The sequence below is a fragment of the Gammaproteobacteria bacterium genome (assembly GCA_035546635.1).
GTDB lineage: Bacteria > Pseudomonadota > Gammaproteobacteria > JAURND01 > JAURND01 > DASZWJ01.
The window spans coordinates 1-24,147 of sequence record DASZWJ010000010.1; the positions used below are offsets into that span (position 1 = coordinate 1).

The window sequence follows — 24,147 nt, forward strand, 5'->3', positions numbered from 1 at the left end:
ACGCTGGTCAGAAAATCAATTTTGACCAAAAAGTATTTTTCAAAGTCTGAAAATGAGAGTGATTTATTAAAAATTACGGCCAATCAGGCTAATGCTTTGATTTGTCAGCTGGCTTTAGCGGCATAATTGGCTAAAGTCCAGACTAACTATTGTTAATTTAGCCGTATCTGATTTTTTCTGCTGACTTTGTGGGGTAGGAGGCACCCAAAGAGCTGATGAGGGAGTAAGCTTTTTGTGTTCTTGTTCATCCGGTTCATCCGCCTTGGTACCTGCTGCAAAGGTAACCCTTCGCTGGCTTGATCTGCTACTTGATATGCTTGAACTAGAACTTGAGCTAACACTTGCACTGCTGCTTGTATTTGAAACCGAAATTCTACTATTTAATTCTTTATTAGAACTAAAAATATCTAGTATAGAAGAAAAACTCCAACCACTGTTTTTGACTGTACCTAATGCGTTTTTCGATTCTTTAAGCGTGTTCACCAAACTAGTGGCTGAAGCTGTAAATTGACTGAGTTTTTTTAAATCTACAATCACTTTAAATTTTTGAAGGTTTGTTCCAAAAATAAATAATTTTTGTCCCGCTTGCGATAATTTTTGCAAATAATCAAGATTAGATTCGTGGAGTTCCTTTTTCAATTCTGCGACAACAATAGAACACAACTCTTGAAATATTTTTGCTAAATTTTGCGTTGTTTTCCTCAGCAATTCTTGTCCTTGCAAACTCTTAGTTTGTTTTGAGTATGCCCCAGCTAAAGCCATCTCGACCTCTTCAAGAATAGGCAGCGACCAAATCCCCCACAACATTGGCTTATCTGTAATAAAACTAAAACTTTTTGTCGTCAATTTTTTGTCTGTTTGTTGCTTTTGCACTGCGCCTACTTTTGTTGCCAAAGATTCAACTTTTTGTACTAATTCAGCTATTAGCCACATTTCATTATCAAGTAAATTTTCTGACAATGGGGGAGGCATTGGCCTATGGCGTTCTTTTTTTTCCTTTTTTTCATAGTTTAGCTTAACAGACGAATTCTTTTTTTCCAGCTTATTTACATCTTCTTGCAAAATCTGCTCAATAAGAAACTGGGACGCCTCATCCATATCTCCTGCGTGCTTTTCTTCGCCTAAAAAATGTTTTGTAGTTGGCTGCTTATTTTCAGCCTGACCGCTGTCAAAACCTTTGCCATCATCTACGCTTGCCTTTTTTTCTTTTTTCTTTTCCAACCTAGTTCTCCTACAAAATATTTTTATAAGTTATAAATCATAACATTCATCATGGAAGATCTTTCAAAAGCATTGCATAATCTTCTCTAAATCATTGATAACCTCTTGAAGTAAGGTTCAAATTATGTACATAATCCTACACTAAATTATTACCAAATTAAAACAATCAATTTACCAGAACCCACCGCAATAAAGAGGGATGCATGCGACATTATCGTTGGTTCGTTATTGGGCTGGCCTTTATCGCTATTATCATTACTTATCTTGATCGCGCAGCGCTGTCCTATGCGATTTCGCCACTTGAAAAAACCTTTGGGTTAACTAACGCCGATTTTGGCATTATCGCTGCAGGATTTGGTATTGGTTATCTAGTGATGACCGTTGGTGGCGGCATATTAGTTGATCGTTATGGTTCTAGACGCATTTGGGCAATTTCAGCGGTGATATGGTCATTGGCCTGCATGATGTTGGGCTTTGCCAATGGTTTTTTATGGTTGTTTATATTCCGGGTATTGTTGGGCGCTGCAGAAGGTCCGGGTTTTCCTGCATTATCGCGCGTGACTGCAAACTGGTTACTACCACGCGAAGCGGCGCGGGCATTTGCATTTGCACTGGTTGCTGTACCTTTATCTTCAGTTATCGGGGCTCCGGTCATCAGTTGGTTGATTACCTGGTTCGGGTGGAGAGTGATGTTTATCAGCCTAGGCTCTCTGGGAATTATTTGGGCGCTGGTCTGGATGCTACTATTCCGCGACTATCCACATGAAAGTAAACACATTTCAAAAGCAGAATTACAATGCTTAAAGGACGCGGGCGTGACTTGGGAAAAATCAAAAACCAAGGGTAATGTCCACACCAGTTGGCGATTTATGTTATTGAGCCCTAGCCTCATTAGCAATAATTTTGCTTTCTTCACATTTGGGTATTTGCTGTTTTTCTCGATTATCTGGCTGCCTGGCTATTTTGAGCAAACCCATCATATCCAACTTAAGACCATTGGCATTTTTCTAATGATCCCTTGGCTAGTGGCATCAGCTATGTTATTGCTGGGTGGGTTTCTTTCAGATCGATTGTGGATGCGTTTTCATAGTCTGCGGATTGCTAGATCGCATATGATCTGGATTTGTCAGATTGTATCGGCAATTTGTCTAATCTGGGTGGTTCTATCACCCTCAGTTGTTACTGCGATTATTGGTATATCATTGGGTTTAGGCTTTGGCATGATGCCTAATGCGGTTTTTTATTCATTAAATACGGATTTGGCGAAAGATCGTGCAGGAACGAGTCTTGGTATTATGGATAGCGCACTCGCTCTTGCTGGCATTCTGGCGCCTTATCTCACTGGGCTATTTTCTGATTTGACAGGTAATTTTAATGTAGCAATTTACTTAATGGCAGGCTTATCTTTGCTTTCTGCATTAAGTATTATTATTTTTCAACATCCAGATAAAGAGCTCAGGGAAAAATTCTCTAAATTGTCTTGAGTCCATTGCTAACACAATTAAAACCCTATAAATTAATCAACCAATTCAATCCCCAAACAACTCAACAAATTCACCGCTTCTGGTAAAGAAAACTTCGCCTGCTTGAGTTCATTTTCAAATACATCGATGTGATAATTGCTAGCAGTGGAGAAATCAGCTCTAGTAAGATTAGTCTTGCCAAATAGACTACTTTCAAGATCGGTATCAGTAAAATCAGCATCCAGGCAATCTGCTTCTCTAAAATCTACTTCTTTGGCGCTACATTCAATGATAGAAATTTCTCTTAAAAATAATCCAAAAAAAGAACAGTGGTTTAAAACACATTTAAAAAATCGTAACGGACTGCTCAACTTAATTGTTGGCCAGGCTGCTTGAGTCCAATTAATACCAATGGCTTTAGTTTCTTCGAATGCCGTGTCAAAAAAAGAACAACCTTTTATCGAGATCATGCTAAGGTTACAATTCATAAAACTACATTCATAAAATTTGCAATTACGAAATGCAGTATCACTAAAATTGCATTGTGTAAATGTGCAGTTATCAAATTCTTTTGCGATAATTTCTGTCGCAGTCAAATGGAGTGATTTAAAGTTCTGATTTATGTATACATCTTGATTTTCATTTAAATTTAGCATAAAGATCCTGAAAAATATCTTAATGTGCACATCAAAGTTTACGAATTTCTTCCATAGATAATCCAGTACCCTCAGCGATTTGTTGATCTGATAAACCGGCTTGTTTGAGGGATTTAGCAATTTGTTGGCGCTCTAAGAGTCGACCTTTAGCTTCACCTCTAGCTTCGCCTTCAGTCTCGCCTTCCTGTTTTATTACACGAAACATCTCATTTAAACTGGCTTCATCATGTAATGCCTCTTGATAGTGCGCATAAACTCGCCGTTGTTCCTCATTTAAATGCAGTGTATTGAGCTTCTCTGCTGCACTTCGGATGCCTTGAGCTGAAAATTCTTGCTTGATTTCTCCATGTTTCAAAAAATAAATCCATTCATCAAGTTTATCTCGTACTTGCTCATGAAATTGAGTCACTTTAATAAGATAATATTCAGGAAAAATTTTCTCAGGCGTCTCAATTAATGGATTATGTTCGGTACTATAAACCGCTTGTTCATGTGGGTTTAAACCTAAAATATCGCCATAATGTAATCCGCGAAACACGGTGTTACCATGGTAAAGATAATCTTTACCTGTGCCTAAGTTGAAAAACACAATGCTGACGGAAATGACTTTATGAATGTTTTTATAAGCATCTCCTGCACGTAGATATTCACAAACGACTTTTGATGCACCGTATAAAATACGACTTAAATAATCCCACTGGCTGGAGCATTGCACTTCGATAATAATATGTTGACCTTTATCGGTTTTAACCAATAAATCAACACGGTTAAATTTATCATTGGCGTCGAGTTTGTTACCTTCTGATTCTAGAATGGTTTCAATATGAATTGGTGTTTTGAGTAATTCCGATAAAAAGCCCTCTAAAATATCGAAGTTAGCTTTATTGCGCAGCAAATATTTAATCGCCCAATCAAAACGCACTAATTTAGTCATGAGAAACTATCCTCTTTGAGTAATCCAAGATTTACACAAAAGTATTGCATAAATCATGGGGTAAGTATAGCAATTTTCCTTGAAAATTACCGAAAGAACTCCTTTCGCTAATCTGTTTCCATTATTCGAAAACTACCAATATCCGGCTCTAATACCGAATCAAATATAATATACTCTGGCGTCACATTCGCTACTAACACTGCTTCTATGCGTATACGTAACATTCTATCGGATTGCTGACTGGTTTCTTGCAATTTGACTTTAACCTGCTGCAATCGCGTTTCAAAGAGTTCTATGGTGGCGGCCAATTCTTCACAGAGTTTATTTTGTAAGGCTATGCTGCTTAGATCACGTCCAGTCAGATCAGCAATACCATAGTTTAGTAGCGACTGGTTCAACTCTCGCCAAACCACCGGCCAAGTAAATTCCGGCCGACGCGTATTTAACAAGTTTTCAAGATCGCGACGCACACTGACGTGTAGTTGTTCAATTTTCTGATGCTGCGATTGGATTGATTCATATGCATTGTCGGGTATCGCATTTATCAGTTGATCCAATAGGGTTGCCATGAGCATAGGTTTGTGCGGTAAATTTTTCATACACGATTTCCTCAAAAAATTTATTTTGAACTACTCAGACTTAACTTAGCGCACATACGCCAACTCCGTGATAAACCGCAAATCTGTTTGTACAAAATCAAACTGATAATGTGGGCTGATATGCATAGTACACAAATACACTCCGGTATCGCCAGGACGCTCAAACACTTCCACTTTGGCGTCGCGCAATGGATACTTGATTTTTAATGTTTCACTTAAATCTTGGCTGGCAACCACATATTGATGTATCCAATCTTGTAATTTTTTCTCACAATCTTTAGCGCTAGTAAAAGTGCCCATTTTATTTCTGGCAATTATTTTTACATAATGTGCAAAACGCGAAACACATAAAATATAATGCAGCTGACTTGAGAGTTTACTATTTTCACTGGCATTGGATGAGTCATGTGTTTTGGGTTTTTGTACTGATGGGCAATCGTAAAAAAGCACCATCCCAGGTTTTTTAGAACTGCACACGGGAATAAACCCCTGATCCGTTAATTCTTTTTCCTGGTTATCGGTAATATACACATTGACCGGGGCTTTTAGCGCTAGCATGGATTGATCGACATTGACAACAGGACTAGGTAAATTCTGGATACGACCTCCTATAAATTCCCCACCTGCACCACGGATAGCACTGAACCAACCGGTTTGTTCAAAAGTGCGCACCGCAACTGCTGCAAAACACCAGGCTGGATTTCCCCATAAATAAGCGCTATGGGTGGCAGTTTCTTCATTAAAATAAAAGGGATGACGCAAAGCTTTTGTTTTCTGCCAAGGCAAGCGTAATAATATTTGGGGCAACAATAATCCTAAAAAACGTGCATCTTCATCCTGACGCAGGGCTTTCCATTGCTGATACTCTGCCTGTTGAAAAGTGCGATTAAGATTTAAGCCGGGCGTCAAATTAGCAAAATCGTCAAAACCTAAAAAGCCAGGAGCAATCGCAGCGATAAAGGGAGCAAATGCAGCAGCGGCAATTTTGGTGATCGTACGCAGAATAGAGATATTATCAATGCCTTTGCAGGGGCGGTGAGAAATGCAATAATCTCCTATGAGTAGACCAAAGGGTTCACCGCCAGGTTGACCGAATTCATTGGTATAGATTTTCAGAAATAATTGACTCTGATCAAATTCAGCTGCTCGAGATAGGTCTTTGCTTAGCTCTTGCCAAGAAATATTTAAAACTTTCAGTTTAACGCGAGGCTGATTATTTTGAGATATTTCACCTGCCAGATAATATAATCCACGAAAACTAGCTTCTAATTGTTGAAACTGTGGATGGTGTAACACTTTATTTATTTGTGTTTGTATTAATTGATCGATTGCGGCGATCAAATGTTGGATACGCTGAACTGCGTTGCTGGATTGCATATAATTTTCCTGAAATTTAAACACTCTCATATGCATATACAAACTGCTGTCGCTCATCAATACCAACATGTACAGTTTTTATTTTCCGCTTCTCAGCTAATTGTGTTAAAAAATAAACTGATAATTCCGGCAATAAACTGCCAGTTAAAAGATGATCGATATTTCTTGCACCCGTTTGCACTTCCTTACAGCGAGAAGCAATATGCGATACCACAGATTTTGCATAAGTCAAAGTAGCCGAATACTGTTTCATAACCCGCTCTTTTATATGCTGTAGTTGTAATTCAATAATTTCATGCATCAATTTATCGGATAAAGGTAAATATGGTACCAACGTCACACGGCCTAAAAAAGCCGGTTTGAAAAATTTGGCCAGTTCGGGTTGTAATGCCTGTTGCAGCGCCTCAATATCAGGCAAATTATCTACATCAGCACACAATTCAGTTATCAAGTCACTACCCACATTGGAAGTTAAAATCATTAAAGTATTTTTAAAATTAATATCTCTGCCCTGCCCATCTCGCAACATACCTTTATCAAAAACTTGATAAAAAATATCCTGCACACCTGGATGGGCTTTTTCAATTTCATCTAATAACACTAAACTGTAAGGACGCTTGCGCACTGCCTCAGTTAATACCCCGCCTTCGCCGTAGCCAACATAGCCAGGTGGTGAGCCCATTAACAAAGAGACTTTATGCTCTTCTTTGAACTCAGACAAATTGATAACAGACATATTCTGCGCACCGCCATATAATATCTCTGCTAATACCAGTGCGGTTTCAGTTTTTCCCACGCCACTTGGCCCCACGAATAAAAAAGTGCCTATCGGTTTACGCGGATCAACTAACTCAGCACGTGCAGTGTGAATACGTTTGACAATGGCAGATAATGCATGTGTTTGTCCTTTGATGCGTTGCTGAAGCCGTGGCGTCAAGTCTAAGAGTGTGCGGATTTCATCTTTTAGCATCTTACCTAACGGTATCCCAGTCCATGCTGAAATAATTTCCGCAATCGCTTGTGCATCCACACAATCCTGTAATAATGGGGCATCTTTCTGTAATTTTTTTAATTGGGTAGTTAATTTTTTCAGCTGTTTATACAAAGTTGTTCGAGCGTCATTCGACTGGGAAACCTCAGAAACCTCGGTTGATTTTTCTTCAAGCTGCAAACGGGTTGCACGAATAGCATTGATTAATTTTTTTTCTTGCTCAAAACGCGTTTTTAGCGCATGTAATGATCTTTGGTATTGTTGCTCGTGGTGACGTAATTTAACCAAGCGCTCTTGATGCGCGGCGCCGCTTTTTTCTTCACGTGTTAAAACGGCTATTTCTGTTGCTAGCTGTTGTAGCTGCGACTGGTAATTTTCTATGGCCGGGCTGTGGCTGGTATCACGGATGGCAAGACGCGCACAAGCCGTATCCAGTACACTGATGGCTTTATCAGGTAACTGCCGGTCAGCAATATAGCGGCTGGATAAATACACTGCCGTTCTGATCGCCTCATCCAAGATGCGAACCCCATGATGCTGTTCCAAATGTGCACATAAACCATGCAACATAGTGATTGTCGTTTCAGCACTGGGTTCTTCGACCTTCACGACTTGAAAACGCCGTGTCAATGCAGCGTCTTGTTCAAAGTATTTTTTATATTCACTCCAGGTCGTCGCAGCGATGGTGCGCAGCTCACCACGTGCTAATGCTGGTTTTAGTAAATTAGCACAATCATTCTGTCCGGCTGCCGCCCCTGCACCCACTAAAGTATGCGCTTCATCCACAAACAATATGACAGGCTGTGATGCAGTTTTTACTTCCTGAATCACTGCTTTCAAACGATTTTCAAATTCTCCCTTTATGCCAGCGCCTGCTTGCAGCAAACCTAAATCTAAGGTACGGACTGTTACATTTCGCAATGCCGGAGGTACCTCACCTTGTTTAATCCGCAAGGCCAAACCTTCTACGATAGCAGTTTTCCCTACGCCGGGTTCACCGATTAAAATGGGGTTGTTTTGACGCCGTCGCATTAAAATATCCATCACCTGGCGTATTTCTTCATCGCGTCCCAAAACTGGATCAATTTTTTCTGATTGTGCTAACTGTGTTAAATTGATGGTATATTGATCGAGTGCGGATGTGGAACTAGTTAAGGTCTGTGTTTCTTCTAGTGTAGGATTTTGATAGGTTTGTTCGATACTATTTTCGACAATAGCTGACAATTCCTGACGGAAATTATCAATTTTTATTTTTGCAAATTCTGAAACAATGTTACTAAATACACGGTTGAGGCTTTGCTCAGATAATAAGGCGTATAATAAATAGGCTGAGCGTATATGCGTCGCATTAAACTCCAGTTGTGCAGCTAATAAAGCTTCACGTATTAAATCAATCAAACGCTGCGAAAGTGCGGGTGCTTGAGCATTTCCAGTTTTTAAACGCGAAAGACTTTGCGTCAGTTCTTGAATCAAGCGTTTGGAATTTAAACCGTAATGAGCTGCAATCAATACGATGTCACTGTGTGGTGTATTGAGCAGCTTTAAAATCCAATGTTCGATTTCTACATTGTAATGACTGGCTGATACGCAAGCGCCGGCAGCAGCTTCTAAGGTTTGCTGACAGATGAAGTTTAAAGTTTGAATTAAATTTTTTAAATTTAAATTTGCCATGTTTTTTCCATTAATTAGTTATTCAATATTTTTTCACAAATGAAAAGCGGCACTACTTCGAAAAGACGTAGTATCATCCTCCATTAATAACAACTAAGGAGGAACATTCGATCAAATGTAATGACCTTCCCTTGAGCCAAGCATTACGCCCCAAGGCTATTTCATATTTTGCACCCAATTTGTACTCTGGAATCTCTTCGATTTTTAGCATCAAGCCAATATCAAAGGTCATAGCATTGCCAATATAATCCTTCACCAGTACGATCAATGTTCGCAGTTTGCTTTGACCTGGTAAAAATTGCTTAAACTGCGGATAGGACAAAGGTCCCAACACTAGACGAAAATGATACTGACAATCCCAAACACGACTTCCTAACACTGTATTTATACCCAGCTGGTTATAATGACTAAACCCTAGTCGAGTACAATCTTTAGCTGCCAAAAACCGGCATTTGTTCTGAAATTGTTTAACCCTCACCGTTATTGCAAAAAAATCACTTAAAATATTTTGCAAGACCCAAGCTGAGCGGTGCTGGTCGGCAAAATAGCCAGCGTAGAATAACCGTGTTTCATCAGGTATTAGACACTGCGAGCTGTTTTTCCCAGTCAAACAACGCAACATGTGGGTAAAATGATTCTGCGAGCTATCGCCTAACTTTGCTTGTTCATAGCCGATGTAAAACTGGTTTTTCTGCCAAGCAGAATAAAATAATGACACCATGCGATGATTAAATACGTCAAAAAAATCTGATAATGCACTGTCTTTTTCTTGCAAACGCTGCAACAATAATTCTGTGTAATGATTCGGCAGTAAACCAGAAGCGCCACATAACCCAAGAAAACTGACTTGAAATTCAAACTCCCAAATGTGGGTGCTTTCTGAATACATTAGTTTTATTTGGTCAATTGCATTAGCTGGAAATCGTAGCAAAGGCGTAGTACGAAAACGGATATTGAAACTCCCATCCTTGCTTTCACATAAAGCGCTAGAACTAATTTTCTGATTGACCAAACGCACAGCTTGAAAAAAATCGAATTGCTGTGGCTTAGCGAGTAGCTGTTGCAAAGTAGCATCTAAAATTGGGGTGGCTGTAGTGGCTAGTGGCATTTTTTAAAATTTTATGTGGTAGACATGAATGAGCAGCTTTAAGGTAAGGCTGCATTGCCGGGAAGAAGCTCATCAGACACGCTGTGAATACGTCCATGTACGCAAGGTAGGTTCATCCATGAACTCGATCGCCTGATGAGCCCCTCCCTTAACAATGCAGCCGATGGAATGGCGCCACCTTTTTATTTAATCTGCGGAATATTCGCAACCAACCGCAAAGAAGTAGTCAACTCCTCCAATTGCAACCAAGGTCGCAGCCAGGCAACTGCCTGATAAGCACCCGGACGTCCTGGTACAGCTTCCACCTGCACACGTGCTTCTGCTAATGGAAAGCGTGCCTTCATATCTTGACCCGATTCAGCATTACCATTCACATAATTATTCAACCAATTGTTTAACCAAGCTTCCACCTCTTCTGCTTCCATAAAGGAACCGATCTTGTCCCGTCCCATCACTTTTAGATAATGCGCAAAACGTGAAGTCGCCATCAGATATGGCAAGCGTGCAGAAATAGCCGCATTGGCAGTCGCCTCCGGTTTGTCATATTTTTGCGCCTTCTGTAGGGTTTGAGCGCCAAAAAACACTGCATAATCCGTATTTTTATAATGGCATAACGGCAGGAAACCCAAACGTCCCAGTTCCGCCTCACGCCGGTCAGTGATGCCAATTTCCGTAGGGCAGGCCGCATCGAGGTCGCCATCATCACTGATAAAAGTATGTAACGGCAGATTATTGATACGACCGCCGCCTTCAGGACCCCGGATAGCCGTACACCAACCTGAACGACTGAATGCATTGGTGAGGCGCGTACCTAATGCATACGCCGCATTCATCCAACAGTAATCATCGTGAGCTAGTTTGAGTGGTTTACCTTCTGTATTAGGCAATCCTTCCTCGTAATTAAATTCTTCTATCGGCCGGGTGAGTTGTCCATAAGGTGCACGGGCCAAGACCCGCGGCATAGTCAGCGTCAGAAAACGTGAATCTTCTGACTCACGCAGGCTGCGCCATTTGGCATATTCCACGGAGTTGAAAATACTTTCCAGATCACGTGGATGTGACAGGCGCGTCCAGCTGTTAAAGCCAAATAATTTAGGGCTAGCCGCAGAAATAAACGGACAGAATCCTGCAGCCGCCACATTAGATATTTTCGTTAGTAGCTCAATATCTTCTGGATGATTGCTGAATTCATAATCTCCAATCAAAGCACCATAGGGTTCGCCGCCTGGCGCGCCAAATTCAGTTTCATAAACCAATTTGTAAAGCTGACTTTGATCGAATTCGGAAGCTTTGCTTAAATCTTTTCCCAGTGCTTCGCGGGAAATGTTGAGTACTTTGATACGTAAGTTAGCATTAGTTTCTGTATTGGTGACAAAGTAATGCAAACCGCGCCAACTCCCTTCGAGTTTTTTGAATTTTTCCTGGTGCATAATGACTGCCAGCTGCTTGGAAATGATTTCATCTATGCCTTTGATAGCCGCATTGATGGTGGCGATTAAGTTACTATCCCAGGAAATAGTTCCTTTTAATGCTTCTTCGCTTAGGGTACGCAGCAGCTGCTCTGCTTCTGAGCGCTCAGTTTGCCAGGTGACGTTGATGGCTTGTTCCAATAAACTGGTTTCGGCATGGATGTGTTTTTGTGATAAGTTTTGTGTTTGATTCATGGAGTTGATCCTTTGATTTATCAATATTGGGTGACTTTATGTTTTAGCTTTTTCTAGTCCTAATTCTGCCGATAGTTGAGTTAATTCTTCGGTATTTTGCAAAATGCGTTCCAGAAGATTTTCTAGTTCATCAGAACGATCTATTTTCGTTAATAAATCGCGCAGGCTGTTACGTGTATCCAGTAATTTTTTTAATGCCGGAATTTGCTCAGCGACTGCAGCAGGTTCAAAATCTTCTATGGATTTAAAATTTAGATTAACGCCCAGTTCACTGCCATCTGCTTTGATGGTGTTTTCAACAGAGAGTTTAAGACCTGGCGTCATGCGTTTCATGACATCATTAAAATTGTCGCGATCTACTTGCACAAATTTGCGTTCCCGCAAGGGTTTTAAGGGTTCGGTGGGGTCACCGGAAAAATCACCGAGTACGCCGACGACAAAAGGTAGTTCTTTTACGACGGTGGCGTTTTCGGTTTCAACTTCATATTTGATATGTACGCGAGGTTTGCGAACTTTTTCTAGTTTGTTATGGATACTTTCCATTTGCGTCTCCTTAGGTTGTGTTGTGGTGTAATGACTTCCCTATTTAAAAAGGGGATTTTTAAATTTCCTCCGGCAGAGCTAATCCATTCAAAATGTTTAAATCAAATACCGGTAAATTATTCGGTGTCCATAAATCAAAACTTGCAGTATATTGGCCTTGTTTTAATGTCCAAATAGCATGACCTGGAGTGTCCGTTTTCTTCAGGCTTGTTGCATTCAACAATCGGAACCATCCCCAAGCACCGTCAAAACTGCGACTGAAATTTTGATTGTGGAAATCACTGAAAGAAAAACTCACTTGCTGGGTATCTCCGGCAAATGGCCAGCGCCAATGGATAGCTTGAGGTGGACCATGACGATAAGTCAGGGTTTGATTGGCGAGCTGTATATTGATACTACTGGCTTCTGGATCTAAATAGCGCGGTTGAAGTGAAAATTGCACACTGGGTGTGTTATCTCCTGCTTGAAAATACATCGCGGTAATAAGGCTGGCGCGGTATAGCTGCGCTAGGGTTGCATTAGATAAACCCAAGGAATGCTGTCCGAATGTATACTGCCGCCATTCTCTACCATGTGTATCAATAAACGGCGCCAGATAAGTTTTAAAATAGTTTGCATAAATGCCTTGGTTGCCAAAGAAGCTGCCGAAATTAGTCATATCGACGACATTCTCTGAAGAGGCAATCAATGGAAAGCGACCTTGTAAATTAGTTTGATAAAAGGGTAACACTGCATTTTTCCAAGCGATATTGGCAGTCTGATGGGCGCCTTTAAGTAATAAGCTCATGCTGTTGTCAGCAATTTCAGTAAACCAAGTATTTAGGGGCTCTGGCAGTTGTTGCGCTTGATGGCGCAGTACCACAATCGGATGATTGGGCACGGTGTTTAGCATAATGCTGCTGGCATCTTGGAATTCTTTTTGTGCGACGTTAGTAGAATTACTTAATGTCATTAGATAATCACGTAAAGCAGACAGTGTTTTCAAAGTGTGGGCGTATTGCAATGCGCTTTTAGAAAAACCGGTCATCTGATTGATGCTGGCAAATTGCGATGAAACTTGCATATAGCGATCATTAATATCTGCCGTATTTTGTTTCACTTCATGTAGTAGTTTGGTGAGTGGGCTGTGTTTTACATCTAGCAGGGTATCTAAGGTTTGCACTGCTTGCGATAAACTGTTAAATGGCACGATGTGGATATCTGCCAGAGTATGTTGCCAGTATTGTATGTAGTCGGTGTTATATAAGCCCCATAATTCCGGGGTCATCTGTAAGCTTAATGTCTGTGTATCTACCTTCGCATCAATACCTAAAATCCGATAGATTTCTGCTGTATGGCGAATTAATGCTTCGCTCTTACCACCTACTAAGCTTTTATATCCAGCATAAGTATAAAGCGCAGGCAAAGCAGCAGTACTGTCTGTTTGGTGAACAAATACCTCGGAGAAATATGGCTCAAGTTTCTGGCTTAGATCAAGCTGATTGTGGGAATTTTCCGCTTCCTGCTTTATTTCATAATACGCAAACTGTACTGGGGGCACTTGCCGGAGCCGTTTTCTGACAGTTGTGATTAAGGTATCGTCAAGAATAACAGGCTTGACCGGATGCTGTGCAACTTCAGTGATATAGGCATTCAGAGCAGTTTGGTCTTCAGGATTATCCTTAAAAGTAACAGCCAAATCAGCACGCATGGGTGCTCTTATCCATTGCGGATTAGCTTGAATTCCTGGACTGAATACTAAATAGCCTTTTAGTACTTGATATAAAGTTTCAGTAGGCAAATGTTCATCAAGCAACAGGGTGCCAAGACGTGAAGCAATACGTGGCGTCAATAGGTTATTTAAGGTCTGTTGCCACACTTGATCGATTTGTTTGCGCATATGCAACGGGTCATAAATTTCCAACCACATCGGCCAGGTAGATTTATCCGCATATTCATTTTGGATACTTTTGAGACTGTCCAGAACCGGGAGCGTACTGGCAAGATCTGTATTCTCAGGATGCCAATTATTCACTGCTTGCTGATAAATAGGTAAATACTCGGCAATAGTATCCAAAGCCGTTTTATTTTGCTGAAAAGAATAGGAAAATCCACCAATAGTCATCATCAAGAATAAAGCCATCCCAGCTAAGGTAATGCGATCGATCATTTGATGATGGTGACGCCAATAGGATGAGGATAACACTCGGTTAACTTCGGGAAATACAATTTGCGGAAAAAATTTTTGTGAAAAAAAAGATTTCTTCTGAGGAAAATTTTGTAAAGGCGAAAAATCTTCTAAATTAAAATGTGCCGAGAGTTGCGACATCAGCCTATCCATAGGCACGCCTTGCTGTAAGTTACTGCAAAAATACAGTCCACGTAATTGTGCAGTTTCATCCTGCAATATTAAATCTGCCAATATGGGTTTGAGCGCTGCTATTTGCTGTGGAAAATAGCAAAGGAGCGCGCGATGATCGGCGTTTCGTTCTGTTTCTAAACGGGTGAGCAGACGTTGTTGCAGCCTGGTGATGAGCGCATCAAATTCTTTATTAAAATATTCCTGTGCTTTGTGGTGGTTAGGTAAAGGTGTTTGCGGAAAAACAATGCCCCAATTTTGTTCACGTTCTTCTTTGGAAAGATCCGCAAAAAATTCACGAAAACCGGCGATTAAATCACATTTTGTGAAAACCAAATAGATGGGTATCTGTGTTTGCAATGCAGAATAGATGCGGTTTAATGTAGTTTTTAATTGTTGTTGCTGTGCAAGTCCTTTAGTTTCAGTACGAAAGATGATATCTGGCAATTCCAAAGTAATGACCACGCCGTTTAAGCGGTTTTTGCGGCGCTTGCGTCTGATAAATTTCAACAATGCAGCCAGAAAAGGTGAATGTTTATTAATATATTCTAACGGTGAATTTTTTTGGCTGTGATCTTCATCATTTTGGTCCAACATTTCAAAAGGCAATTCTAAGAATACGGCTTGATTGGTAAACTGCCAAGTATGTTGACAAGCATTTTTCAGTACTTCATCCGGCAGATGTTCAGTGGGGAAGATGTTGAGATTGGCCTGAGCCAGCAAACTGGTTTTGCCACTGCCACCATGACCTAATAATATGTACCAAGGCAATTTTTTTAGAAAATGCTTTTTCTGCCGTCCCCAATGTAGAAAGAAAATCTGTAATGCCTTGTAAAGTGCTTTAGTTTCTTCATGAAAGATATGCCAAGATGCTTTGGCTTGAGTTATTTTTGCGGTTTTTGCGATTGGGTTTTCTTCAGCGGGTTCGGAGTGATGAAGATATTTTACATAAAGGATGATGCCCGCGACTAACAACAATATGAGAGTGAGCAGTAGTTGTATGACGGTGTTGGTGAAGCTGTATTCGGTGTCCCAGCCTATTAGATGCGGTAAGAACCATATACTAGCGACAAGTAATGCGAATAATAGCGCCAGGGTGAATTTGGTTATGCGGGGTAAAAATGTTGGCATTGGGGTCTCTTTAATTTATAAATAGTTGTATTCTTTGGTCTTCCATCTGCAATGGTTATCACCCGGGGTGAAAGTCACACAATTATTTAGCTGCATTCTGCAACTGCTGATTAATATTATTTAACGCTTGCAATACCTCATGACCTGATAACCCAGTTGCAACATTGAATATCAGCCAAGCACTCATAAATACTGCAAACGTTATTCCCAGCATTTTCCACCTTGAAAATATTCGCCGACTAGGAGCAGGTGTTTTTTGCAATACGCTCAAACTGGGCGAAAGCACTTTTTCAGGTTCTTCTTTATGTAGAGAAATCAAATAAAAAAGTCGATGCCTGACTTCATCACGCGTTGCTTGTTCTTGATTGTAGTATCGACCTTCAAAACCCAAGCTTAAAATTAGGTATAGCAATTCCAACAAGGCGAGATTTTCCATCGGGGATTTTGCCATTTCTTCCAAAATAATAAAAAATCTTTCACCACCCCAGGTTTCTTTCTGAATAATGCTCAAGAGTGTTTGGTGTGACCAGGCGCTGTTATTACCCCAATTGGTAGATAAAATCGCTTCATCCAGTGCAGTACATAAACAGTAACGTGCGGCTAAAATGATGCGTGGTTGATATTGCAATTTTTTTACGGCTTCTACAAAAGCGACTATTTCATTGATAAGCTGATGGCGCAGTACAGAAATTTGTTGCGACTCCAACTGTTTTATCTGACGCAGTTTAATCATCAATAACAGCAATGGCATAGCCGCAGATACCAGAGGATTCAATCCGCTTAGTTGCATAAAGGAGATTGCTTGATGCGAAAGTCGCTGTGTTTCCTGGACAGTGGGGGTTAGTTGTATATTCTCATTCATAGCGTTTATCCATGGATAAGGGTTTATCTTTCACGGCCCATAATTCCAAATGTAATCCCGGAAAATCACCACCGACGTGGAAGGCTAGTCCAGCTGATTTTTTAAGCTGTTCCCAAAAGACATGGCGGTGATTTAAAGTAAAATATGCAAAGTTGGCGTAATACGGAATTTGCCGTGGCGCAACGGGGAGTATGCTGAGTTCGATACCAGGTAGTGCTCGATTGACTAAGCTACGTATTTCTTCAACCGGTGCGACTTTAACTTGGGCAGGGAACTGTAAACGCAGGTTTTCCTGCGGTATGTTGGCACTGACTGCTAAAACCAAATTGGCTTTATCTAATAACGATTTATCGCTGAGTATAGATACCCAGAGGTTAGGTTCTTGTGCTTCGATCTTAAGTGCAACTGCTCCTTCTTCCAATACCAGGCTTAAACTGCGACGAATTTCGGATATTATAGGTTGAAAAATTGTCTGCAGATCATCATGTAAATAATTTTCCATGACTGCAGGACGGCGTTGCCAATGTGTGAAGGTGGAGATTTCACCGACCAGTTGCACAAGTGTGTGGTATAGTTTTTCAGGATGCAAACTTTGTAGATTGGAAAAATGCTGCAGCAATGGCTCATAGCGATTCATAATCTGCAGCAACATAAAATCGGCAATTTCAGCCACACCGCCGCTATTACCTTGCAAAAGACGCTCCATCAGCATATTACCGCGGTAATGGACCAAACCCTGAATTTCATCAATAAATTCTGAAAAATTCGGTACCGCATGGACATTGAGACAAGTCGGGAGGTAATGTTCGTCGAGTAGAATTTTATGATCTTTGCGCACTTCCAAGATTCGCGCTAATCCTAAGCAGCTAAATCCCTGTCTGTCTTGATCTTCTCTTAGTAAGCGCAAAGATAGTTTGCCTATTTGTAATGGGGTGATGACTTCTGATCCGGCATTACTGTCTGATACTTCAATGGTATCAACATGGTAACGATAGTTGGTTTTATCCTCTTCAAGCATAGGGCTGGCTTCGTATACTCCGGCGCGTTTCAGTGGTAATGCTAAATAAATAATGCTGTTGCTAGTTCCAAGGGGGATGTCAATGGATAAAGGCGCTCTGTCTCGTGCTGGAATATTGAATAAAGTGCCATCCGGCAAAATACCCTTACAGGATTTCAATGTTAGCTTTCCAAGTGGTAATAATTCTTCATCCAGTTTTAATTCGGTGATGCCCCAGGCATAGGGGTTAATCATATGGGTATGTTCGACCCGCTGATTGTCAAAATATCGCTCTTGTTGCTGCAAGTGATGCGGATGCAGAAACATGCCTTCAGACCAGATGACTTTATCAGATAATGTCATGATGTTTTATTTTCCGTGGTTTATATTTAACAGCATTTTTTCTTCCTCTCCAAGGGAGTTCCCTTCGATCACAGACAAGGGAGGCGGATGTTTTTAGAAAGAATTTAATCCTAGTCAATACTGATATTTTGTGTTGATAAACGTATTTGTAGTTTCACATTCTTTCCTGGTTTAATCTGTTTAATTTGACGCCATTGTGCAGTGTCTGGATCACGAAATTCCGCAATTACCCCGATATAATTGGCTTCAGGAGATAAATCCATAGGTACACTTTGTTTTTGTCCAGGTCTTATTTCAATTTCGCGTTTATCCAGTAGCTCTGCACCTAATAGGGTTTGTGCGTTGTCACTCAATGCAAAAAAGTTTGCCTGTTGAAACGCGGTGGATGATTTAAGCTGATAAATGATGACCACGACTGGCGAAGGCTGTTGATAGATGTTTGGATTGAGGAAATTGGTTGATTCAATTGCTGCTGTGGCATGGTGGGTCTTGGCACATCCGGTGATTAATAAAATAAATGCTAACAATAAAAAAAACAGCTTGGTGGTAAGTAGTGATGGATATTTCATTTTAGTTCCTGTTGTTGTTATGTATTGCTGTCAGAGAATATTCCAAGCTCTTGCAAAATATTTCCTTGCAATTTATCTATCTCAAGCGGCATAGTTTCATAAATGATTGCTTTATTTTCAGTTGACCCCACCGTTGTTCTTTGTGTATCAAAATATTGATTTAAAAGTGGCAATGGTCTCCAACTATGTTTACTTACCAGACACTCTGTTGTTGCAATAGATGCAGCACTCTGAAATAAAAAATTTAATGGATCATTTGCAATGGATTGATGTTTTAACAAGACATCTACTCCAAAACCATTGTATTGTTTATTTAAGATATCTCCCGATAAATTTTGATTTTCGTATTTTACATAGCTAGTCGTAATGGTCTGCTCTTCAATAAAATCTTTACTCATCTTCTTAAAATTAATTTGACTTAGCGTAATGTTTTTATTTTTTATTTTTGCTAGCATAATTTTTTTTCACCTAAAATAGGAATGATAAATTTATGTCATCTACAACTCTTCTTGACTTTACCGCACTGCTTGCACCGATTTCCCGCAAAGAACCTACAGGAAAAAATCTGCGTGAGGACAAAACACTGATCCCCTTTTATCATCAGCTCAAAGATGCAAGAACTCATTTGCGCACCATTGAACGACAACAAATACAGGGGAATGAAAAATCTACTCGCCCAGATTGGAGCTCGGTTTATGACATGGCGATTAATATTCTATCTACCCAATCTAAAGACCTTGAAGTCACTGCCTGGTTGATTGAAGCGCTGTTGCGTGAGCAAGGTTTTCCAGGGCTTCTCGCGGGCTTTAGTCTGGCGCGGCAATTGTGTGAAAAATTTTGGGGTAAACTTTACCCTTTGCCTGATGAAGATGGGTTAATTTCACTCGTTGCACCCCTGGCCGGCTTAAATGGGGAAGCGGTTGAAGGCTCGCTTATCACACCCATTGCATTAACTCCTTTAACTCCTCCTAATTCTGAAAATACGATTGCATTATGGCAATATCGCCAAGCACTAGAATTGCTCAATATCACTGATCCTGAAAAACGTTCTCAACGTATCACTGCCGGATGTTTTAGTTTGGAAATGATAGAACGTGCACTTAATGCAAATCCTTTCGAATTTCTGAATTCACAACGCAAGATATTGCAGGAATGTATTCAGGAATTTCAGCAGCTTATGAAAGTTTTACAGGAAAAATGTGGTGAATATGCTCCTCCATCTTCTCGTATATTAGCGCAGCTTAATGCTTGCCTTGATTGTTTAAATTGCGTCAATGTATCGACATCAGAAAATATCAAGACAGCAATTTCTACGCCTACTGTTATGCAAACTGCTACATCTGTTCAATCAGATAATCCACAGCTCTCTGAAATAAATTTTTCTAGGGAACAGGTCTTACATAGTTTGCTGCAAGCAGCTGAATTTTTTCGAACCACCGAACCGCACTCCCCTGTTTCCTATATGCTGGAGCGCGTTGTGCGTTGGGCTAGAACACCTTTGCCTGAATTACTCAAAGAATTGATCCTGGATGAGGCTGCACGTGGACAGTTGGCTCATTTGACAGGAATTCGTTTTGAGTAAAATTTCTCTTTTCCTTCACCCATCTATGATCGAAGGGAATCTCCTTGTAGGATGAGAGGAGGAGAAAACTCAAACGATTTCAACCAAATACAAAATTATAAGCAACGTAAATTGTAACTGCTCACCTAAGGTGAGCAGTTACCTTAAATTTAAACCTTGGTACCTGTTGTTAAATCATAACCTGCAGCAGTCGGCGCCAATGGGGTATTGCCATCGCTAAACTGCGTGTATTTCATAACTATCTTGTTAAAATTCAGATTAATTTTTTCCAACGGCTCTACGCGTTCGGCATCATGATCGATGTGCACCTGGTAGTTGCTTAACAAAACTTCACTTAATGTGTATCGCAAATAAGTTTTGGGTTCGCCCGTGGTGGTTTGACACACATCAATCTCTATGGTTTTTTTTGCCTTACCTATGCAGGCTTCATTGAAAATATTGGGTGAGCTTTTGCTCATGTTCATACCCACTATAATTTCACCGACATTGGGTAAGGTTTTTTCACGATCCGATGCTTTACCGTTGCGTGTTTTAATGTCGCGACTGACTCCAAAATTTAGAGAATTCAATTCGATCCATTTTTCGTGGCCTTTAGCCGTAACATCTCCTTCGATACCTTCGATATGCATGTAAATTGGCATTTGTTAACTCCATATAGTTAAAATTTGATTGTCACATGTTAATGACATTAATATGTATTATCTATCTGAAATGCTATATATTTCAGATGTTGTAATTATTTATACAAACAAATCAAATAGTCAATACTGTAAATAAAATTTCTATTTACATAAGTATTTGCAAATGAATACAATTAGCTTGACCGCCTAATAGTTTACTTGCTAGTCTTATGCCAACCTTGAGAAATATATGCATATTAATGCATACTAATTTATGAGCCATCTATGAAACAAGATACACTACTGCAACACTACCAGGAGGAACTGGCCTTTATACGCCAATTAGGCGCCAAGTTCGCCGCAGCACATCCGAAAATTGCAGGCAAACTACGCCTAGGCCCCAACAGTATCGAGGATCCGCATGTTGCTCGCCTAATTGAAGCCGTGGCGTTTTCTAATGCACGTGTGCGTCAAAAACTTGAGGATGATTTTTCAGAAGTTAGCGATGCGCTATTGCAAATACTGCACCCGAATGCACTCTCTCCTATTCCGGCGATGGCTATATGCCATTTGCAAATACATGCAGAACAATTGCTGGCTCCAAAGATGCTGCCGGAGAACAGCGTGCTATTCAGTGAAACTATCCATGGCCACGCTTGCAGATTTAAAACCTGTTATCCAGTTGAGCTGGTGCCACTTGTTCCTATTGAAGCGAAACTCACAGCAAAGCCGACTACCGCTCCTATTATCGCAAACGCCAATGATTGCTCTTCCGTACTGCGTTTAAGTCTAGCTTGTACACATACCAGCGTTGCTGTTGATAAAATTAAAATCGATGTGCTGCGTTTTTTCATTAATGCGCCAACACAATATGCTCATGCTGTTTATGCTTTACTCTTTCAACACACGGCCATCATTGCCATTGCTCATTCCGCTACCGATCCGGCACCCGCTATTTTTGAGCCAAAATATTGTCTGCAGCCGGTCGGTTTTAAAGAAACAGAAGGTATGTTGCCCTATAGCAAGCGCACTTTTATGGGGTATCGTTTGTTGAGCGAATTTTTTGCTTTTCCAGAGAAATTTTTATTTTTTGATCTCGTGGGGTTAGAGCAAGCCATCAGCGAAAAACTCACATCTCCGCAGGATCAGTTGCATATTTATTTTTATTTAAACCAATTAAATCCTGCATTGGAGAAAAAAATCAATGTTGATTTTTTTGCATTAGGTTGTACACCGATAGTCAATCTTTATGACCATATTGCTGAACCCATTACTTTTACTAACACACAAACCGAATACAATCTCATTCCTGAAACAAAATTAAGCCCAGAAACAACTGAAATTTATGCAGTAAAAAAGGTCACCGCCAGCACTTTTAATGAAGAAACCATTGAATTTTTACCATTTTATGGCTTGAAGCATTATCAAAATGATGCTTATTATCATGTGGTACGCAAGCCCGCCTGGGAAGCTGGACATTATCCCATGCGGGGTTCAGAAGTTTTTCTTGCGTTCAGCGATCGGGAATTAGCACGGTTTAATCCAGAAAGATGGGTGATTCATGCAGAGATATCTTGCACCAATCGGGATTTACCAGAGCAACTGCAATTCAATGCTGACTCTAAAGGATTGAGGATGTATCCGCTCACACCGGATTTCATTACTAAAATCACTTGCCTCACGCCAATGACACCAGTGCGCCGCCCGTTTTCTCAGCATAGCGGTCGCTGGCGTTATGTATCTCAGCTCACCTTAAATCATCTTGCGCTGACCAATGATGAAGAGGGTATAGAAACACTACGGAGCTTGCTAAACCTTTATGACTTTGATCAATCGGATGAACATTTAAATATGCTGGAAGGATTACTTGAGATCAGCAGTCATAATCTTTTCATTCGTAGCCCCACCGGACACAGGGGGAATCCTTTCCTGCAGGGGTCTGAAATCACTTTAATAGTTGATGAAACGAAATTCAGCAGCGGTAATTTATTTTTATTTGGATCGATATTAAGCCACTTTTTTGGTTTGCATACGAGTGTGAATTTATTCACGCAATTGGTGATTAAAAATCGACAACAAGAGATTTTGCGGTTTGCACCACGGGCAGGTGATAAAACAGTGCTTTGACCAAACTTCAGCCAAAGCCTGCCAATAGCATAGATGATAAAAAAATCCTGGCTTACAGTCTGGGCTGATTTGATTTCAACCCGAAATACTTAAGCAGCTGGTTTAAACAGACACTTCATCGCCGTGTTTTTTCGCCAAAAAAATAATTGCAGCTGCAATCTACCTAGATAAATTGGCAATTTGATTGCCAATTTATCTAGGCAGGGCAATTCACATGAAATTACTTATAGCACACTACGCATTTCACAGTGGTTACTTTCTTGCTAGCGTCGGAACTCCACCCCCTTCATCCTCAGGGTAAAATTGACGAGTTACGATTGTATTTGTATGGCTACTAGGTGTTTTTATCCCAGCTCTTCGTATCGGTTTCTTAATCTTGAATGGTTCCATCTGCATTCGATCTATTGGCCCCGAAGGTAGTTCAGCCATTGTAGCTTGTGGACTTTTTAAAGTTATCTTTTTGTGTTCTCTGCAAGTTTTTATTTCACTTTGACCAAAATAGACAGCATGTTTAGCTTTTGCTCTTGTAGATGCTACTGGAGATTTATTAGTTGATTTTAGAATGGATTTCTTTTCACTTTTGTTCGGAGAAGAGGAAATCAGATTTACATCAAAAGGAGTTTGAGCGGAAGGACTTTTTTTAAAAGATTTTCTCGAAGATATATTAAAAGAATCTTTTATAATTTCTATAAGAATATTGAATTTAACTTTCTCCTCACGCACTTCATTTGGATCAGCAGAATTTTCCTTTAATTTTTTAATTTTAGCATATGCTGCTTTATTTGCCAGCTTTGTTACTGCATCTTTTGCTTTTAATTTTAAATGTTCTTTGTCTTTTTCATTTATACTTTCTATGTCCTTAATAAGTTTTTCAATTTGTCTTTCACATTGAGATTCTTTAATTGGATTTATATTTTCTTTATCATACAGCATTATTTGTAATTCTTGACATCTAAGATAAAGCTCATTACTTATCTTATCCAATCTACTGCTGCCTTCTTCTGATATATCAAACTCATCATCTTCAAATAAAAAACTTAATGATGTTTTTGTTTTAAATTCATTTCTTGTTTGCGCTGTCATTATCTTTTCCTCATTTTTCATAATTTTGTCGTGTAACTATCCAGAAAACACAAGTAGATTAGCAATATTTTCTTATGACATTATTAAGACAAAAAATAAAATATGGAATTCGAATTGCCTCAGAAATAACCTAACCGAAGGACCCCCAATTTAAAGGTAAAAACCCCAACGTTGCCTCATAATTCACCTAACTTAAGGAAAAGGGGTGAATTTATGAAAAAAGGCGTCAATTTAGAGCATTTCTTGAT

Annotated in this window: 19 protein-coding genes; 3 read left to right on the forward strand and 16 right to left on the reverse strand. The window is 40.0% G+C overall.

The window, feature by feature from the left end; genetic code table 11:
• Positions 1 to 114: 114 nt before the first annotated feature.
• A complete protein-coding gene (locus VHE99_01770) occupies positions 115 to 1,221 on the reverse strand; it encodes a hypothetical protein (GenBank protein HVV67754.1) in 1,107 nt (368 codons plus the stop codon).
• 203 nt (positions 1,222 to 1,424) lie between these two features.
• Here VHE99_01770 and VHE99_01775 point away from each other — a divergent pair, with 203 nt between their 5' ends.
• Positions 1,425 to 2,705, forward strand: coding sequence for an MFS transporter (locus VHE99_01775; GenBank protein HVV67755.1), 1,281 nt, complete (start codon positions 1,425 to 1,427; stop codon positions 2,703 to 2,705).
• A 32-nt stretch (positions 2,706 to 2,737) separates the two neighbouring features.
• Here the strand turns inward: VHE99_01775 and VHE99_01780 are convergent, their stop codons facing one another.
• The 13 genes from VHE99_01780 to VHE99_01840 all read right to left on the reverse strand — a co-directional run bounded on the left by VHE99_01780 (position 2,738) and on the right by VHE99_01840 (position 18,942).
• Entirely contained in the window at positions 2,738 to 3,340 is a 603-nt protein-coding gene (locus VHE99_01780; GenBank protein HVV67756.1) for a pentapeptide repeat-containing protein, read from the reverse strand.
• A 31-nt stretch (positions 3,341 to 3,371) separates the two neighbouring features.
• Positions 3,372 to 4,274 (reverse strand): Rpn family recombination-promoting nuclease/putative transposase, encoded by a 903-nt coding sequence (locus tag VHE99_01785; protein ID HVV67757.1) that lies wholly within the window; start codon positions 4,272 to 4,274, stop codon positions 3,372 to 3,374.
• Positions 4,275 to 4,381: 107 nt separating this feature from the next.
• Positions 4,382 to 4,873 (reverse strand): type VI secretion system baseplate subunit TssE, encoded by a 492-nt coding sequence (gene tssE / locus VHE99_01790; protein ID HVV67758.1) that lies wholly within the window; start codon positions 4,871 to 4,873, stop codon positions 4,382 to 4,384.
• Positions 4,874 to 4,918: 45 nt separating this feature from the next.
• A complete protein-coding gene (gene tssC / locus VHE99_01795; protein HVV67759.1) occupies positions 4,919 to 6,250 on the reverse strand; it encodes a type VI secretion system contractile sheath large subunit in 1,332 nt (443 codons plus the stop codon).
• A gap of 16 nt (positions 6,251 to 6,266) precedes the next feature.
• Positions 6,267 to 8,912 (reverse strand): type VI secretion system ATPase TssH, encoded by a 2,646-nt coding sequence (gene tssH, locus VHE99_01800; protein ID HVV67760.1) that lies wholly within the window; start codon positions 8,910 to 8,912, stop codon positions 6,267 to 6,269.
• Positions 8,913 to 8,985: 73 nt separating this feature from the next.
• Complete coding sequence (gene tssG, locus VHE99_01805) at positions 8,986 to 10,020, reverse strand: type VI secretion system baseplate subunit TssG (protein HVV67761.1); 1,035 nt, start codon at positions 10,018 to 10,020, stop codon at positions 8,986 to 8,988.
• 182 nt (positions 10,021 to 10,202) lie between these two features.
• Complete coding sequence (gene tssC / locus VHE99_01810; GenBank protein HVV67762.1) at positions 10,203 to 11,684, reverse strand: type VI secretion system contractile sheath large subunit; 1,482 nt, start codon at positions 11,682 to 11,684, stop codon at positions 10,203 to 10,205.
• A 36-nt stretch (positions 11,685 to 11,720) separates the two neighbouring features.
• Positions 11,721 to 12,227, reverse strand: coding sequence for a type VI secretion system contractile sheath small subunit (tssB, locus tag VHE99_01815; GenBank protein HVV67763.1), 507 nt, complete (start codon positions 12,225 to 12,227; stop codon positions 11,721 to 11,723).
• Between the two features lie 58 nt (positions 12,228 to 12,285).
• Positions 12,286 to 15,696, reverse strand: coding sequence for a type VI secretion system membrane subunit TssM (gene tssM / locus VHE99_01820; protein HVV67764.1), 3,411 nt, complete (start codon positions 15,694 to 15,696; stop codon positions 12,286 to 12,288).
• Between the two features lie 82 nt (positions 15,697 to 15,778).
• Complete coding sequence (gene icmH / locus VHE99_01825; protein ID HVV67765.1) at positions 15,779 to 16,558, reverse strand: type IVB secretion system protein IcmH/DotU; 780 nt, start codon at positions 16,556 to 16,558, stop codon at positions 15,779 to 15,781.
• Positions 16,551 to 17,918, reverse strand: coding sequence for a type VI secretion system baseplate subunit TssK (gene tssK, locus VHE99_01830; protein HVV67766.1), 1,368 nt, complete (start codon positions 17,916 to 17,918; stop codon positions 16,551 to 16,553). The genes icmH and tssK overlap by 8 nt, the downstream gene beginning before the upstream one ends.
• A gap of 110 nt (positions 17,919 to 18,028) precedes the next feature.
• Positions 18,029 to 18,487 carry a type VI secretion system lipoprotein TssJ gene (gene tssJ / locus VHE99_01835; protein ID HVV67767.1) on the reverse strand — a complete coding sequence of 153 codons (459 nt, stop codon included), beginning with the start codon at positions 18,485 to 18,487 and terminating at the stop codon, positions 18,029 to 18,031.
• Positions 18,488 to 18,504: 17 nt separating this feature from the next.
• The gene (locus VHE99_01840; protein ID HVV67768.1) at positions 18,505 to 18,942 is read right to left on the reverse strand and encodes a hypothetical protein; all 438 of its coding nucleotides are present in this window, start codon (positions 18,940 to 18,942) and stop codon (positions 18,505 to 18,507) included.
• 35 nt (positions 18,943 to 18,977) lie between these two features.
• Here VHE99_01840 and tssA point away from each other — a divergent pair, with 35 nt between their 5' ends.
• Positions 18,978 to 20,069 (forward strand): type VI secretion system protein TssA, encoded by a 1,092-nt coding sequence (tssA, locus tag VHE99_01845; GenBank protein ID HVV67769.1) that lies wholly within the window; start codon positions 18,978 to 18,980, stop codon positions 20,067 to 20,069.
• A 149-nt stretch (positions 20,070 to 20,218) separates the two neighbouring features.
• Here tssA and VHE99_01850 read toward each other — a convergent pair whose 3' ends face one another.
• The gene (locus tag VHE99_01850) at positions 20,219 to 20,710 is read right to left on the reverse strand and encodes a type VI secretion system tube protein Hcp (protein ID HVV67770.1); all 492 of its coding nucleotides are present in this window, start codon (positions 20,708 to 20,710) and stop codon (positions 20,219 to 20,221) included.
• Between the two features lie 264 nt (positions 20,711 to 20,974).
• Here VHE99_01850 and tssF point away from each other — a divergent pair, with 264 nt between their 5' ends.
• Positions 20,975 to 22,816, forward strand: a complete 1,842-nt coding sequence (gene tssF, locus VHE99_01855) for a type VI secretion system baseplate subunit TssF (protein ID HVV67771.1) — start codon at positions 20,975 to 20,977, stop codon at positions 22,814 to 22,816.
• A 252-nt stretch (positions 22,817 to 23,068) separates the two neighbouring features.
• On the opposite strand, the gene VHE99_01860 is transcribed toward tssF, so the two are convergent.
• Positions 23,069 to 23,899, reverse strand: coding sequence for a hypothetical protein (locus VHE99_01860; GenBank protein ID HVV67772.1), 831 nt, complete (start codon positions 23,897 to 23,899; stop codon positions 23,069 to 23,071).
• Positions 23,900 to 24,147 lie beyond the last annotated feature (248 nt).